Genomic DNA, 15,061 nt, shown 5'->3' with positions numbered 1-15,061 from the left:
GTATCTATTTGAAGTGAAGACGAGCGGATGTTTTAACAAGCGCATTCAAAAAAGCCCGACTCAATCAGAGTCGGGCTTTTTTATTACTTGATCGCAATGCGGGTGGATTGCGCCGAGACGACGACTTTGCTGGAACGGCTGCTGCTGGATTTTGCAGCTACCGTTTTGCTGGGCTTGGTGTTGCGGCTAGCATGCCGCGTGACGACTTCACTTGATTTCGATTTGCTGGCAGTGCGGGTCGGGCTGGCGCTACGGACAGGGACATGCAGCTCAAGTTTCTGGCCACTCGCCAGTTTTTCGCTGCGCAAATCGTTCCAGTTCTTGATCTGGCCTATCGTAACCTTGTAACGGTTGGCGATGGCTTTGATCGTCTCGTTCTTTTTTACCGTGACATTTATTCTTTTCGAATCCGGCACATCCGGTGCCATCGCCATAGTCGCGTTGTCCGCAATATCTTGCGTAATATCCTTTTGTGCAGTTTCGCCGGTACGCGGCACCAGGATGGTTGAGCCAGCCTTTAACACCATCTTCGGTGGAATATTGTTAACCTCGCGAATGACTTGCGGCGTGGTGTGGAATTTGGCGGCGATTACTTCAATTTTTTCGCGCGCGTTGGTGACTTTGTGCGCAGTCCATGACGACAATGCATGTCCCCACTTTGCCAAATTTGTTTTGAATTTTTCTGCGTTGCTTTGCGGCAGAAGAATTTGCGTATTGCTGCTGCCGGTGATGACAGGCCGATTGAATTGCGGATTCAGCGCCTTGAATTCTTCCATCGGCAATTCAGCTAATTGCGCGGCGAGCTTGACGTCGATATCGCGCGTTTTGGCAACGCTGACAAAGTAGGGCTGATTGTCCACCTTCAGCAAGGTAATGCCGTAAGCATCGGGGGTAGCAATGATGTTTTTGACCGCTTGCAGCTTGGGTACGTAATTCTTTGTTTCCGCCGGCATGTAGGCTGACAGGCTGTTGAAATCGGTGCCCACGCCCGCCGCTTCCGCTTTCTTGATTGCGCGTTGCACCGAACCTTCGCCCCAGTTATAGGCGGCCAATGCGAGTTGCCAGTCACCGAACATGCCATACAGGCGCTGCAGATAGGTCAGTGCAGCATCGGTCGACGCCAGGACGCTGCGGCGTTCATCCTTGAACATGTTTTGCTTCAGATTGAAGTCGCGACCTGTTGACGGAATGAATTGCCACATGCCAGCTGCCTTGGCAGTGGAATAGGCTTGCGGATTGAATGCGGATTCAATGAAAGGCAACAAAGCCAGTTCTGTCGGCATGCCGCGTTTTTCCAACTCTTCGACTACGTGATACAGATATAGTGACGCCCGTTTGGTAGTGCGGCCAATATAGTCAGGCCGCGAGCTGTACCAGACGGTCTGGTTGATCACCAGTTGATTGTCGACCAGATCCGGAATCGCAAAGCCCTTGCGTATGCGCGCCCATACATCAACATCACTGGCGACGACAAACTCGCTGAGTGGATCATTGGCGAGGTTGGGATTGTCTTGCAGAGCAGCATCTTTTGCCCAGCTGCTATAAGAGGACGGGAGGGAAAGATCGCTGGCAGCGTGGGAGGCGGAGGCAGTGCCGAGTAGAAAAACGGTAGCGGAAATAAGTTTAAGCGATACTTTTAAATCGGATCTAGGCATGGGGTCTCACAAAATACCGACCCATGATCAGCCGGTTCAAAAGAATAATTGTCGAGTGTAAGTAATGCGCATTTTGCGCGTCAAGACAATTTACACAACTGCTAGTGATTAAATTCGATTTTAAGCTAATAGTAGTGTTGATAAAACATTATCAACATAGCATTGGTAGCCAAAAATACAAGGAAAAATCTTAGCGGAAGCCGTTTTTCCATTCACGCAACGCGGCGAAAACTGTCACGGCGTCATTGCTATTTGCGCGGCCTTCTTCCTTCAATTGCCGAGCAATTGCCGGTTCACGGGCGCGCAAAAATGGATTTGTCGATTTTTCCAGGCCAATACTGGACGGGACCGTGGGGATGTCTTTCTCACGTTTAGCCTGTTCAGTCCTGAAGCGTGTGGCCAGCGCCGCATTGTCCGGTTCGGCGGCGAGCGCGAAGCGCAGGTTCGAGATCGTGTATTCGTGCGCGCAATAGACTTTGGTGTCATCCGGCAAGGCTGCCAATTTGTCCAGCGATGACAGCATTTGCTTCGGCGTTCCTTCAAACAGGCGGCCGCAACCCCCAGCAAACAATGTATCTCCGCAAAATAGCCAGCCTTGTTTTGCAGCCACATAAGCAATATGGCCTAGCGTATGGCCGGGAACTTCCAGCACGGATAGCTGCAGATCGAGTTCGGGAATGGTGACGATATCACCTTCATCCAGCGCCTGTGTCACGTTGGCAATAGGATCCTTGCGTGGTGCAAATACCGGAACTTTGAAGTGTTGCAATAGTTTCGGTACACCGCCGACATGGTCACTATGGTGATGTGTCAGTAGAATAGCGACCAAAGACAGTTTATGTTCTTCCAGCGCATCCAGAATCGGCGCAGCATCACCCGGATCGACCACGGCGGCATGTACGCCATCGTGGATAATCCATAGATAGTTGTCATTAAAAGCGGGAACGGTTAATACACTCAACATGCGCATGGAAAAATTTTCGTCTGAAAAATCCATTATATCTCTCGGCTCCTGGCTGGAGACGCCAGCCGGCAATTATGTCCGGGATTGGGAGCATGCGCGTCTGGATGAATTGACTGCGGATATTTTCGGCTTTCATGCAACGCAGATAGGTTTGCCGCAGATCCAGACTTTGCGGGCGAACCGGATGCCGCACAAGTGGCTGACCGATACGCTGATTCCAGCCGCTGGTTACGACAATCAAGTCAAACCCCTGGTCGTGGTACAGGATTTTGAAGAGCTGCCGTTTGCGTCCAGCAGCATAGACTTGATTGTATTGCCGCATGTGCTGGAATTTGCAAAAGAACCGCATCAGGTCTTGCGCGAAGTGGAGCGCGTATTGATTCCGGAGGGACAAGTCATCATCTCCGGTTTTAATCCCTTCAGTTTGTGGGGCGCACGGCAGATTGCGGGGCGCTTGAGTGAAAGCTATTTTCTGCCGCAAGAAGGTGATTTCATCAGCCTGTCGCGCTTGAAGGATTGGTTGAAATTGCTGAATATGGAAGTCAGCGGCGGCGAGCTGGGTTGCTATGTGCCCCCCTGCGAAACGGAAAAATGGTTGCAACGTTTTTCCTTCATGGAAAAACTGGGTGAGCAATGGTGGCCTTATCTGGGTGCCGTATATGTGGTGCAAGCGGTCAAGCGGGTCAAAGGCATGCGTTTGATCGGGCCGGCATGGAAAGCGCAAAAGGCGGCGGCACCGCAAGGCGTGCCGGCTACCAACAAGATTCATCGATAGATCAAGTTAAAGAACACATGGAAAAGATAGATATTTTTACCGACGGCGCCTGCAAGGGAAATCCTGGGCGCGGCGGTTGGGGCGCATTGCTTGTGATGGGCGAGCGCGAGAAGGAGTTGTTTGGTGGCGAGCCCGGCACGACGAATAATCGGATGGAATTGAAGGCGGTCATCGAGGCGCTGAATGCGCTGACCCGACCATGCGAAGTGGTCGTACATACGGATAGCCAATACGTACAAAAGGGCATCAGCGAATGGATACACGGCTGGAAGGCACGCGGATGGAAAACTGCAGCAAAGGCGCCGGTCAAGAATGTCGATTTGTGGCAGGCGCTGGATGCGGCGCAAGAGAGACATAAGATTGAATGGCGCTGGGTACGCGGCCATAACGGTCACGTTGGCAATGAGCGCGCTGATGCGTTAGCCAATCGGGGTGTGGAAACAATTCAATCCTGATGTGTTCGCGACGCGATGACATCCGTCCGCACAGAATTGTTTTCAGTTGACCTTCGTTTAGGCTGGTGTGCGGACAGTGTTCTCCAGTGCCTCTTGTTGTTCCGCTTGCCTGGGGCGTGCGGAAGTAATCATCACTTTTTGAAAATTTAAAAAATGCGCCAAATCGTTCTCGATACAGAAACCACCGGCCTTAATCCACGCTCCGGCGATCGCATCATTGAAATCGGCTGCGTTGAATTGATCGATCGCCGTTTGACCGGCAATAACTTCCATCACTACATCAATCCCGAGCGTGATTCGGAAGAAGGCGCGTTGGCAGTCCATGGTTTGACGACTGAATTTCTCAGCGACAAGCCCAAGTTCGCCGACATCGTGAACGAATTCCGCGACTACATCAGCGGTGCCGACGTGATCATTCATAACGCACCGTTTGACGTCGGTTTCCTGGATGCAGAACTCAAACGGGTGGATACGCCGAGTTTTAGGGAGCAAGTAGGCGACATCATCGATACGTTGGTGCAAGCCAAGGAAATGCATCCGGGCAAGCGCAATTCGCTGGATGCCTTGTGCGATCGATACGGCATTTCGAACGCTCACCGCGCCTTGCATGGCGCCTTGCTCGACGCAGAATTGCTGGCAGAAGTGTATCTGGCGATGACGCGTGGGCAGAACAGCTTGAGCATGGATTTGGGCGGCCAGGAAGTCGACAGCGATGGCGTGATGTTGGAGGCAGTTGCGATTGCGGATGTGCTGCTGCAGCAGGCCACGGCGGATGAGCTCGCTGAGCATGAACTAGTAATGAAAAGTCTCGACAAGGAAGTCAGGGGCCAGTGCCTGTGGCGTGCCGCGTCAGAGAATTGATGGGCGCCAGCTTTTATGAGATAATTTGCGCCGCTTCGGGAGGTTAGCTCAGGGGTAGAGCGATCGCCTCACACGCGATAGGTCACAAGTTCGAAACTTGTACTTCCCACCAAAGTTTTCACTCTGCACCTAGAAGATTTTTATCTTTTCAGGGATAGTTCAAAGGTATTTTCATTTATTTGAGCGTCAATTTTGCTCATTCTCTATCGTCTTCCTGGTCTGCAATCCAATCAGCTGAATCGCCCCAAACGCTCCCAAGCAGTGGCTTGGCTACACAGCCATGTACGCGGCGTTCCGCTAGGTATCAATTCAACTCAGTTATGTCGCAGGCGCGCATGCGGATGACATGGGCTATGCCAAGTCGCTCATAGTCGAATCTCGGCATTTCAGCCTTATATTTGGTTCTGCAGCTTAGGATTTGTTCGTGTGTGGTGAGATACTCACGCGAAATCGAAACGAGATGTCGACGGCATCTGTCGTTTCAATGCTTGATGGGCCCAAGCGATAAGTTTTACGTTTTGTTCTTTGAATTACTGTTTTTAACCGAAAACTGATAGGCCTCAACATTTCACTTATCGGATGAATTTTCTTCACCTGGCCACGATAGTGATCAAACGAAAACAGTCCCGCCATGACGAATAGCTTGCCAACGATGAGACATGGAAAGAGTGGTAGTTGTACACGCAGCAACTAAAAAGTCTCGCTGGATTTCAACAGGTATCCGCAATCAAATATACCGTCTGCTTCAACGCGATTGCGACCACTATGCTTTGCGTTATACAAAGCGGCGTCGGCTCTTCCATAAGCATCTTCAAAATCACAGTTAGCCTGGCTCCAGCTCACGCCAAAGCTTGCGGTTACGTGAGGACGTGGGAAGCAGGAAAAACTCTCGCTTGCAATTGCCAGGCGGATGCATTCTGCAATTTCTACTGCATCCTCCAAGGTGATGTCTGGCAATAAAACCGTGAATTCTTCGCCGCCAACACGGCCAATTTCGCCGACGCCATTCAGTGCTGACTTCAGTTTTTGCACTAACTCACGGAGCACTGCGTCTCCTGTTGGGTGACCGAAATCATCATTGATGCGTTTGAAAAAATCGATATCCAGCACAATCAACGCAAGCATGTTTTTCGTCAGATAGTGTTCTGCACGATCGAACACTGCGCCGCGGTTCAAAACGCCAGTGAGATTGTCGTGTCGCGCTTTGTAATCCAGTTCAGAAGTTAATTGCTGCAATTTCCCGTTGAGCGTATTGAGCTCCAATTCCTTGCGATCACTGCGCGCGATCAGTCGACGTGTTTCACGCATCAGACGATGATAGCTTTTTGCGAGATTGTCCAAGGCAAGCCTGCATTCTTCACCAGACACGCCATCTTTTGAAATAACATCGTAAGCTGAATTTAAAGCTGCGGTTTCAGCTTCAAACAGATCGCTATCGTTCATCAGGTCCTCACTGCATGATCGTTGAATACGAGTTCAGGAAAGTCTTCATGCAATTCTTGTCCAAACTCGAAAATCGTATCGTCGTCTTCGTCGTGATACCAGTCAAGAGCAACGGTATTGCCACCAAGGGCTTTGTCGTTCAAAGCGCTGAACAAGGAGAACAGCATCTTTGTACTGGAACTGTTGAAGTATGAGAGGGCAACTTGCACAGTGATTGCTTGATCAGACCCAACTTGAGCGAGGTAGATATTCAAGGATGCAATGATGTCGCCCCAAAACACCGCGGCATTTTCTGGATAAGCTTCGCCCTTCAAAACCAAACGATGTTCGTCGAAGCGGAAATCCACTTCTGGGGAACTTGCACTTGCAGGGATATACAGATTATTCATGTTTTATCTTTTTAGTGAAGGTGTGTATGAGTGCCTTCATATCATTTGCATTCGGTAATCAGATGGTCGCTTTGAGACAGAACATCATGTTTCCATCTGCGCCTTCCGGAGTGAACTCAAAGTCCAGCGGTTCGCTCGCATCGCGTGCCATTGTCAACAGTCCCAAGCCGGCACCTTTGCTTTCCTGCGGTGTTTCAGACCGTAGCGTTTCTTTATATTCCCGACGAATTTCGTCGTTCGTCAGTGTGCGTAGATGTTCTAACTTCTCGCGTAGAAGATCTGCAATGTCGGCGTGAACCAAATTGGAGCATTGCAGGTAATAACGATCGTTTTCTACAGAAATGCATACTGAGCCGCGACGCATTCCCGCGTCAGTTTTGCCAGCGGATTCTACTGAGTCCGCCGAGTAGTGAATGATGTTCTGCGCCATTTCAATAAATGATGAAAACAGCTTGCGACGAGTAGGGCTTGCAGCACCGATGTATTCAACGCGTGTTTTGACTGAGTCTGCCATCGCTGCAATAATGTTTTGCGAAAAATACCCCATGTAATAAAAAATGACCTGGTTGTGACCGAGGCATTCGCAAGACTTATGTAAATTCTGGTGGTTTGTTTTCATTTCCATCTTGATTCGACGCCCTTTGTGAAATTTGCCTGCATTGCTGCCTGATGCTGGTTTTATGCCCGGAGTCGAAATCCGAAAACCGTTAAGTCATCCCGACGACGGTGCAAACCTTGATACGTTTTTTGCTCCAGCATGAGCAATTGGCCAAATTCCAGCATAGGTGTATCGCGGTGACGCTGTAAGAAGTCGCGAAGGCGCTGCTTGCCAAAAGCTATATTCTTCATGCCACCAATCTGATCGATGATGCCGTCTGTTGCACTGAGTACGATGGCATCTTCGGTTAATGACAGTGTTTTGTTATCCCAGTGCATGTCGTCAGGGGTGTCGACGTAACCAATACCTACGCGTTTTCCCTCAATCGTCTGGATATCGTTCTGATCCGGCATAAGAATGAACAAAGGCGCCTTGGCATTTGCACAGGTTAGTTCACGAGTTTCGTCGTTGAACCAAAAGAACGCCGCATCCATGCCGTCATCAGACTCCGACAATCGATTCTGGTCGGCATATTGACCAAGCGCCTGCTTCATTCCGCGATTGACTTCGCTCATCAGCATCGCAGGATCTTTGGGGCCCAATTTGCCCAATCCTTGCGATAGTAAAGAAGACGCGATCAAAGTCAAAAAGGCTCCCGGCACACCATGTCCGGTGCAATCCGCGACTGCGGCAAACCAGCCATCGCTGAAGCTTTGAAAATGATAGAAGTCGCCTCCCACCACATCGCGAGGCTCCCAAATCAGACATGCATCTTTCAGCGTAGCGCTCATCGCTTCGCGTGACGTGCTCATCATGGCGCGCTGAATCGTGCTCGCATAGTCGATGCTTTGCATGACCTGAAGGTTTTTCTCCGTTTGAAGATCAACCATCATGCGCATTAAATCCAGACCCGAACCAAGCCCAAGAAATTTATCGCTTTCAACGATTAGAAAGCCGTCTGCCAATGTTTTATCGCCGGATTCGACCGCAAGTGCGGCTAGCGTCTCTATATGCGTGTTCGCTTGCACGATCAGCGGGTTTTTATCCATGAAGGCAATACATGTCTTTTTCTCATACAGCTCTCTGTAGTAAGGCTTGGACATCTGCGACATGAAGATATTGCGACTGATCAAGCCAATCGGACGCTCTTTCTCCAGAACCGGCAAGCTGATCAATTCACGATTTTGACTAAACAGCTCGAGGACCTGCGCATTGGATTGATCGAATGATATGGTCGGCACAAGCGCTGCCAGCGCTCGTGCGGAAGTGCTCGCTTGCACCGGGCTAATGGCGGACAGGATGTTGAAATCTATTTTCACGTTTTTCTCTGGTACAGACTGATAGCGCAAGTGATAAATCCACGTCTGAAGTGGTCGAGAAGGGATTAGATAAGCTACCAATGCAGCATCAAAATCATACTTAATGATTGGTATATTGAATTTTAGTAGCCATGTATGACCGGGCAATGACTTATGGAAACGTTTCAATTCCGCCAAAATGTGGAGTTAACCCTACCGGCCCGTCAGGTAAATGCAGAAGATTTGACCTGTTTGCCGAGATCGATGCCGTCAATTGCCTATGATTGAATTTGTATGGGAGCTATTTTTAGACATGGGTTTGTAAAAGTCGTCGCCGTCGGCCCCCGATTTACTCCGATAAAACTGTTGAACACATCTTGCGGAAAGTGGGATGAAATGGAAATCGAACTGAAGTTGCTGATTCGTCCTGAGCATATTCAATCTTTCAAAAAGCATCCTTTGATCAGGAAATACGCTCAATCGCCTTCTATCGAACAGGATCAAACTGATATTTATTTCGATACACCTGATCAAGATCTAAAACGGTGTGGCGCAGGATTGCGAGTAAGGCAGGCGGGGAACATCTGGACTCAGACTTTGAAAGCTGGCGAGAACGCAGGCAGCGGTTTGCATAAGCGGCAAGAATGGGAGTCGGTCGTTCATGGGCCCGAGCCGGATCTGCATGTATTAAGAAAAATGATCAGCGCTCATGCCGCCTGCGGTGAGCTGATCTCATCTCACAAGATCGCTGCCAGATTGCGTCCGATTTTTACTGCAACAGTGCGCCGGACGAGTTGGCAATTGCATCTGCCTGCCGGTGATGAAATCGAATGCGTACTGGATCAAGGAAGTATTAATAATCTAGCGTACAGCGCCCCAATCAGCGAAATCGAACTGGAACTGAAGTCCGGCAACGTCTTGCATATTGTTGACTTTGCGTTGGCGCTGTTGGAAAAGGTGCCATTACGGATTGGCAATCAAAGCAAGGCTGCACGCGGATATGCATTGAATTCGCAAAAAGAATGCATCGCTGTGAGTGCCAAGCACTTGATACTGTCTAAAGGAATGACAATTCATCAGGCCTTTGAAGCGATCGCCGAAAACTGTCTACAACAAATACAAGCCAACGCCGCATGCTTGGAGCAGTCAAATAGTCTTGAAAGCTTGCACCAAATGCGTATAGGACTTCGCAGATTGCGATCCGCTCTGGAGCTCTTTCAAGAAATGATCGCCATCCCCGACGAACTGCGACAAGAACTGGATTGGCTGTCCGAAGCAATCAGTGCTGCGCGTGATTGGGACGTACTCGCCACCAAGACCTTGGAATCGATCAAGATTGATGAGGTAGAAGGCTATTTTGACGTTAAAATAGCTGCCTTGGAAAAGGCTGCTGCACTTCACCAGGTTGCTGCAAAAGCGATTGATTCAGACCGCTATACCCATCTCATACTGTCGTTAACTCGCTGGCTGCAGAGTAATGACGGGCGCGAATTACTTCCCCGCTTGAAGACAAAGGATAGGAAGAAGAGTCTGAAAATATTCTCCCGAAATATGCTTGAACACGATCGGCGACGTTTGAGAAAACGAGGGCGTCAATTGAAGAACGCAGATGCGCGTGCACGCCACCGCCTCCGAATTGCAGCCAAGAAAATGCGCTACGACACAGAATTTTTTCAGTCGCTGTACGCGCCGAAAGCAAGCAAAGAGTATGTGGCAGCATTATCTGTTTTGCAGGATAGCCTTGGTTACTTAAACGATATCGCTGTTGGTGACGAACTATTGATGGAAATCGACAGAGGTCAGCCTGAACTGACCCGCATTACAGGCTACATTCGAGGATATCTCGCTGCACGTGCTGCGGAAGAGGAACCGAAGGTAAGAAAAATGTGGGGAAAGTTTAAATCCGCACATCTTTCCAAATAAAACATCTCGCTTTTGTAATGTGCCGATTAGGTGCGGGGCGCAGTTTTTTGCGCCAGCGCTACCTCATGTATGAACTGCAGTTTCTGCATGACTTCTGTCGATAGCGCAAACGGATAGGCGTCCGGCATGCCTATGCTGCGATTGAGACTGTTCAGCACATAAGTCAAGGCAAACCAGTTGTCTGCCAATTCGCTGAACGAACCCGTCTTGAGCGGTTGCCGTTCGATGGCCAGAGTGGGTTCGCGCGGCTTGCGCGGTTCTAGCGTCATGCCGCAGGAATAGGCGGTTTGCAGCGTGTCTATCATGTGCAGGTAATGGGCCCAGGTTTCGGCCCAGTCTTCCCACGGATGTGAGCTCGCGTAGCTGCTGACGTAGCGTTGCTCCCAGTCGGCAGGGGGGCCGTTTTGGTAATGTTTTTCCAGTGCCTCGCTGTAATCCTGTTGTTCGTCGCCGAATAATTCCCTGAACGGTGCAAGCCATTGCGTGTCGACAATCAGCCGGTCGAAATAATAATGTCCGCTCTCATGGCGAAAATGGCCGAGCAGCGTGCGATAAGGCTCGTTCATGTTCTCGCGCGCCTTCTCTCGCCTGGAAGGATCGGCTTCCGCAATATTGATGACAATCAGCCCATTGTCGTGGCCAGTCATGACTTTCTTGTCCGGCGTGTCTTCCAGAAATTCGAAAGCCATACCGGTATCGTCATCCACCAGTTTGGGCGTTGGTTGCAGGTTCAGTTCCCATAGCGAAAACAACAACCGGCGTTTCGCCGCTTCCAGCCGCTTCCAGTAGAGGAGATTTTTTTCGTTAGACAGGTCGGGGATGGTACGGGTCAACTGGCAAGACACGCACAGATCGTCTTCTGCATCGGCAGGCAGCATCCAGTTGCAGGCATTTTCTTGCGCATAGTTAATGCATTGCTTGTAGTGCAGACCTACATTTTTTGGAATCAGGCTGCGCCACAGACCTTCACCGTCAGGCTCGAAGGTCGCGATCGCCCGCTGATCAGGCAGATAGCCGAGCATGCCGCCACAGTTCTCGCACCGTACGTTTTCGTAAAATACTTGCTGGCCGCATTGGTCGCAGTGAAAAGTTTTCATTCTGTCCTGTTTTGTTTGCGTAAGTTACAGATATGAAAAGATTGATCATCTGGAGTCAGGAACGTTCCATGAGTTGCACGTTCTAGAGTGCTCTATTCATTGATACTTACCGTCACGTTGACTTGCAGACTATGCTTGCCGCCGCCGAGGACGATGCCGCGCATGGGCGTAACGTCACTGAAGTCGCGACCCCAGCCCAGCGTGATGTGTTCATGTTGTACGAGGCAGCCGTTGGTGGGATCGAAATCAACCCAGCCTAGTTCGGGACAGAATACCGATACCCATGCGTGCGATGCATCGGCGCCTATCAGACGCGGCTGGCCTTCGGGGGGATGCGTGAGGATGTAGCCGCTTACATAACGCGCTGGCAATCCAATACTGCGCAGACAGCCGATCATCAGTTGCGCAAAATCCTGGCATACGCCGCGTCGATTAGTGAGTACTTGTTTGAGCGGCGTGGAAATTTCGGTGGCTTCACCGTCGAATTCGAAGTCATCGTAAATGCGCTTCGTCAAGTCCAGCGCTGCATCGAGGTGCGGGCGGTCCGGGACATAGCTAATCAGAGCGTACTTTGCCAACTCTATGCTGCAGATAACATGTGGAGATGCATAAAGAAAGTGCATAGGCTCCAGCGCACCGCCAGGTTGAAGCTGGTGCAAGTCATCACATACTGTTTCCCACGGCCTGGCAGTGCTGATCGCAGCAAGACTGTGCCGTGGTCGCACAGCGACGGTGAATTCTGCATGCACCAACAACTCCTGGTGCGGTGCGGTGATGGTAATACTTGTGGTGCAGTTACCAAAATAGTCTGCGCTGTCTGAGGATTCTGCCGGTGCAGGCTCTATCTGCACTTCATGTGACAGCACATCCTGATATGCAAAAGAGCGCGGTGACATGTGCAAGTATTGCTGCGACAAGGTCACGACACTCTGATAGGTGTAGCGCGTCTGGTGCACAACCCGATAATGAGCAATCGGCGTGCTCGGTAGTGATGCGCTCATGCTGCCTGCTCTTGGTTCATACTGTCGCCGCGAATATTGCCTGTATAGCTGAAAAACCGTAAGCCAAGTTGTTCCGAGACTTCATAGCTGGCGAGGTTGATGCGTGCCAGCAAATCAATCAAATGGGGGTTGCCGCAGCGCAAGTCGGTCCTTGGTGACAACGCACTTAGCTCATCCATGACCGTCGTCAATAATTTTGCGCCGCAGTAACCATAGGTCATGGCAAGTTTTTCCTGATACTTCACAATACCTTGCAGTTGAAATATGACGGAGCGTGGATTGGTTTCGTCCAGCAGTAGCAGATCCAGCGTGCGTACCCATTCCGGGCGTGCCTTGTAGCGCGAGCGGTAAGTGACGCTGCTGTCAGACAGGTCGAGCAGCCAGTCCAGGTTGCTGCCGGTGTTCATTTCCAGCGCATGCTGCAGGATGACGCACTGAAATTGCAAGCGTTCGATGCGTCGCCCTATCGATAGAAAACGCCAGCTGTTATCGCGTGTCATGCCATCGGTGGCGAAGCCCGCCAACGTCATTAACGAAGTGATAGTTTCGTCCAGCATCACGGTGGCATCGGCGAGCGATGGTGGCGTGCTGCTGTCAGGACGTTCGACCATCCGGCTCAGGATGCGCCAGTTGTCTAGCGACAGTCGTTCTCGCAGCTGGCTGCCGATGCGGTAGAGTTGCTCGAGATAGGAGGCTGGGCCTGGCAACTCGAGCGACATGACTGCCAACACCAGCGCTTCTTCCATTTCAACGTCGCTCAGCAATTCGTCCGCTTTTTGAGCCTGATTCTGACTTTGCCCTTGATTTTGTCCCTGGCTCTGAATCTGGTTTTGCTCTTCTTCATCACTTACGATCAAACCGAAGGACTTGCACAAGCCTTGGATGACTGGCCATTCTTTACCGCGGTGTTCGGGTTGCGTATTGAGCATGAAATCTAGCGTGGTGCGGATCAGGCGCGCTACAGCAGTGCAACGTTCGGTGTAGCGACCGAACCAGTACAAGTTTTCCGTCAGGCGGCTGGACATACGGGTATCTTCACGTAGTAGGTCTTCATTGCTGACGGCGAGTTGTCGCAAGTTCAGCATAGGAGTACTGCTGACACCCTGTACCCAAGTATCTTTGCTGCCGCCACCGCGCTGCATGGTCAGCACCCGTGCATCAGGACCAGTAGCGACCCGCGTCAGGCCACCCGGCATGACCACATATCCATCCGGTGTGGCGCACGCATATACCCGCAGGCCGATGGCCGATGCGACCAGACCGGGCTGACCAACTGATTTCCACACAGGTGCCTGCGAAAGCTGCACCAAGTCCTGCGCCACGAAGTTTTGTGGCTCGGCCCGCATGCTGGCGATAAATGCATCCCGTGCTTCGCCCTTTAAATCCTGGCCAAACACCGGCATGTTTTGTAATTGTGGAAAACTAGGCTTGATGATCAGTCTGTCCAGGTTTTCGATTACTTGCTCGAGCGCCAACGGTTCGCCGCACCACCAGGTGCCGACGGAAGGCATTTTCAAAGGTTCGTCCAGCAGGCGTTGACAAAGGCTAGGCAAAAACCCCAGTAGGGCGCCCGACGACAGTAGATTGGAACCGAGGCTGTTGGCTATCAATACATTGCCCCGCCGCGCCGCTTCGATCAAGCCTGCCACGCCCAACACTGAATCCGTGCGCAGTTCGAGCGGGTCGCAAAAATCATCATCGACGCGACGCAGGATGACATGCACGCGCTGCAGGCCGGAAAGCGTTTTGTACCAGACCATGCCATTACGCACGGTCAGGTCACTACCCTCAACTAGTGGAAAACCGAGGTATTTGGCGAGGAAGGTTTGCTCGTAATAGGTTTCGTTATACGGTCCCGGCGTCAGCAAAACGATCAGTGGCGGTTCGTCTTCGCGCAAAGGCAGGCCAAGCTCATCGCCATATTGATTGGCGGCGCACAAGCGGCCCCAGTGAGCCAGGCTGTCGCGCATGGTGGAAAAAAAACCGGCGAGGTGTTGTACTTTCAGGTCGCGAAATAAATCAGGGAACGCGCGCGAAATGATGGAGCGGTTTTCCAATGCATATCCGGCACCGGACGGTGCTTGCGTGCGGTCTGCAACCACCCACCATTGGCCGTTGGGCGCACGTGCCAGATCGACTGCATAAAAGTGCAGGGCAGTGCCATCGCGATGCGCAATATCGTGACACGGGCGCAGAAAACCGGCATTGCCATGGATCAGCGCTGGCGGCAGCAATCCTTCTTCCAGTAATTTCTGTTCGCCATATACATCGAGCAGGATGTGGTTGAGGAGGGTGGCGCGCTGTGTGACCGCTGCTTCAATTCCGGCCCATTCATCGTGCGGCAAAATCAGTGGCAAGACGTTCAGATCCCACGGCCTGTGTACGCCGCTGGCGTCGTCATACACATTGTAGGTGACGCCATTATTGCGCAAGCGTCGTCGTACATTATCGATGCGATGACGCATCTCATTCGGCGTTTCTCTGGATAAGTAATCCAAAAAAGTGCGCCAGTGAGCCCGTGTCTCTCCGGCCTCATCGCGCATCTCGTCAAAGCTGCCCTCTGCTGCCGGATAGTCCGTTAGCAATTGTCGTAATAACATTT

General features: G+C 51.2%; 13 protein-coding genes and 1 tRNA gene. 5 read left to right on the top strand and 9 right to left on the bottom strand.

Going from position 1 to position 15,061, the window contains the following annotated elements:
- Positions 1-83: 83 nt before the first annotated feature.
- Together ACFQO0_RS01755 and gloB are read right to left on the bottom strand one after the other, a co-directional pair.
- Positions 84-1,655 carry a transglycosylase SLT domain-containing protein gene (locus tag ACFQO0_RS01755; RefSeq protein WP_382232329.1) on the bottom strand — a complete coding sequence of 524 codons (1,572 nt, stop codon included), beginning with the start codon at positions 1,653-1,655 and terminating at the stop codon, positions 84-86.
- Between the two features lie 190 nt (positions 1,656-1,845).
- Complete coding sequence (gloB, locus tag ACFQO0_RS01750; protein ID WP_382233983.1) at positions 1,846-2,619, bottom strand: hydroxyacylglutathione hydrolase; 774 nt, start codon at positions 2,617-2,619, stop codon at positions 1,846-1,848.
- A 4-nt stretch (positions 2,620-2,623) separates the two neighbouring features.
- Between gloB and ACFQO0_RS01745 the strand changes: the two genes are divergently transcribed.
- The 4 genes from ACFQO0_RS01745 (at position 2,624) to ACFQO0_RS01730 (ending at position 4,822) form a co-directional block, all read left to right on the top strand.
- Positions 2,624-3,394 (top strand): class I SAM-dependent methyltransferase, encoded by a 771-nt coding sequence (locus tag ACFQO0_RS01745; RefSeq protein ID WP_382232328.1) that lies wholly within the window; start codon positions 2,624-2,626, stop codon positions 3,392-3,394.
- Positions 3,395-3,411: 17 nt separating this feature from the next.
- Complete coding sequence (gene rnhA, locus ACFQO0_RS01740; RefSeq protein WP_382232327.1) at positions 3,412-3,849, top strand: ribonuclease HI; 438 nt, start codon at positions 3,412-3,414, stop codon at positions 3,847-3,849.
- 153 nt (positions 3,850-4,002) lie between these two features.
- Positions 4,003-4,710 (top strand): DNA polymerase III subunit epsilon, encoded by a 708-nt coding sequence (dnaQ, locus tag ACFQO0_RS01735; protein WP_382232326.1) that lies wholly within the window; start codon positions 4,003-4,005, stop codon positions 4,708-4,710.
- 37 nt (positions 4,711-4,747) lie between these two features.
- Positions 4,748-4,822: transfer RNA gene (locus tag ACFQO0_RS01730), tRNA-Val, on the top strand.
- Positions 4,823-5,400: 578 nt separating this feature from the next.
- On the opposite strand, the gene ACFQO0_RS01725 is transcribed toward ACFQO0_RS01730, so the two are convergent.
- Genes ACFQO0_RS01725 through ACFQO0_RS01710 form a run of 4 tightly spaced genes read right to left on the bottom strand, consistent with a single transcriptional unit; the run spans position 5,401 to position 8,459 of the window.
- Complete coding sequence (locus tag ACFQO0_RS01725; RefSeq protein WP_382232325.1) at positions 5,401-6,153, bottom strand: GGDEF domain-containing protein; 753 nt, start codon at positions 6,151-6,153, stop codon at positions 5,401-5,403.
- Positions 6,153-6,542: a DUF1987 domain-containing protein gene (locus ACFQO0_RS01720; protein WP_382232324.1), complete on the bottom strand. Its 390-nt coding sequence runs from the start codon at positions 6,540-6,542 to the stop codon at positions 6,153-6,155. The genes ACFQO0_RS01725 and ACFQO0_RS01720 overlap by 1 nt, the downstream gene beginning before the upstream one ends.
- A 58-nt stretch (positions 6,543-6,600) precedes the next feature.
- Entirely contained in the window at positions 6,601-7,161 is a 561-nt protein-coding gene (locus ACFQO0_RS01715) for a SiaB family protein kinase (RefSeq protein WP_382233981.1), read from the bottom strand.
- Positions 7,162-7,220: 59 nt separating this feature from the next.
- The gene (locus ACFQO0_RS01710; RefSeq protein ID WP_382233979.1) at positions 7,221-8,459 is read right to left on the bottom strand and encodes a SpoIIE family protein phosphatase; all 1,239 of its coding nucleotides are present in this window, start codon (positions 8,457-8,459) and stop codon (positions 7,221-7,223) included.
- Positions 8,460-8,834: 375 nt separating this feature from the next.
- On the opposite strand from ACFQO0_RS01710, the gene ACFQO0_RS01705 reads away from it, so the two are divergent.
- A complete protein-coding gene (locus ACFQO0_RS01705; RefSeq protein ID WP_382232322.1) occupies positions 8,835-10,361 on the top strand; it encodes a CYTH and CHAD domain-containing protein in 1,527 nt (508 codons plus the stop codon).
- Positions 10,362-10,387: 26 nt separating this feature from the next.
- Here ACFQO0_RS01705 and ACFQO0_RS01700 read toward each other — a convergent pair whose 3' ends face one another.
- The 3 genes from ACFQO0_RS01700 to ACFQO0_RS01690 all read right to left on the bottom strand — a co-directional run bounded on the left by ACFQO0_RS01700 (position 10,388) and on the right by ACFQO0_RS01690 (position 15,059).
- Complete coding sequence (locus tag ACFQO0_RS01700; protein WP_382232321.1) at positions 10,388-11,458, bottom strand: zinc-binding metallopeptidase family protein; 1,071 nt, start codon at positions 11,456-11,458, stop codon at positions 10,388-10,390.
- Positions 11,459-11,550: 92 nt separating this feature from the next.
- Positions 11,551-12,459, bottom strand: coding sequence for a transglutaminase family protein (locus ACFQO0_RS01695; protein ID WP_382232320.1), 909 nt, complete (start codon positions 12,457-12,459; stop codon positions 11,551-11,553).
- The gene (locus tag ACFQO0_RS01690; protein ID WP_382232319.1) at positions 12,456-15,059 is read right to left on the bottom strand and encodes a circularly permuted type 2 ATP-grasp protein; all 2,604 of its coding nucleotides are present in this window, start codon (positions 15,057-15,059) and stop codon (positions 12,456-12,458) included. Before ACFQO0_RS01690 ends, ACFQO0_RS01695 begins: the two co-directional genes overlap by 4 nt.
- Between the last annotated feature and the right edge of the window lie 2 nt (positions 15,060-15,061).

The organism is Herminiimonas aquatilis, from assembly GCF_042665175.1.
Classification (GTDB): domain Bacteria; phylum Pseudomonadota; class Gammaproteobacteria; order Burkholderiales; family Burkholderiaceae_D; genus Oxalicibacterium; species Oxalicibacterium aquatilis.
Note: the sequence above shows the minus strand (reverse complement) of the source record. Positions and strands in the feature narration are given on the sequence as shown.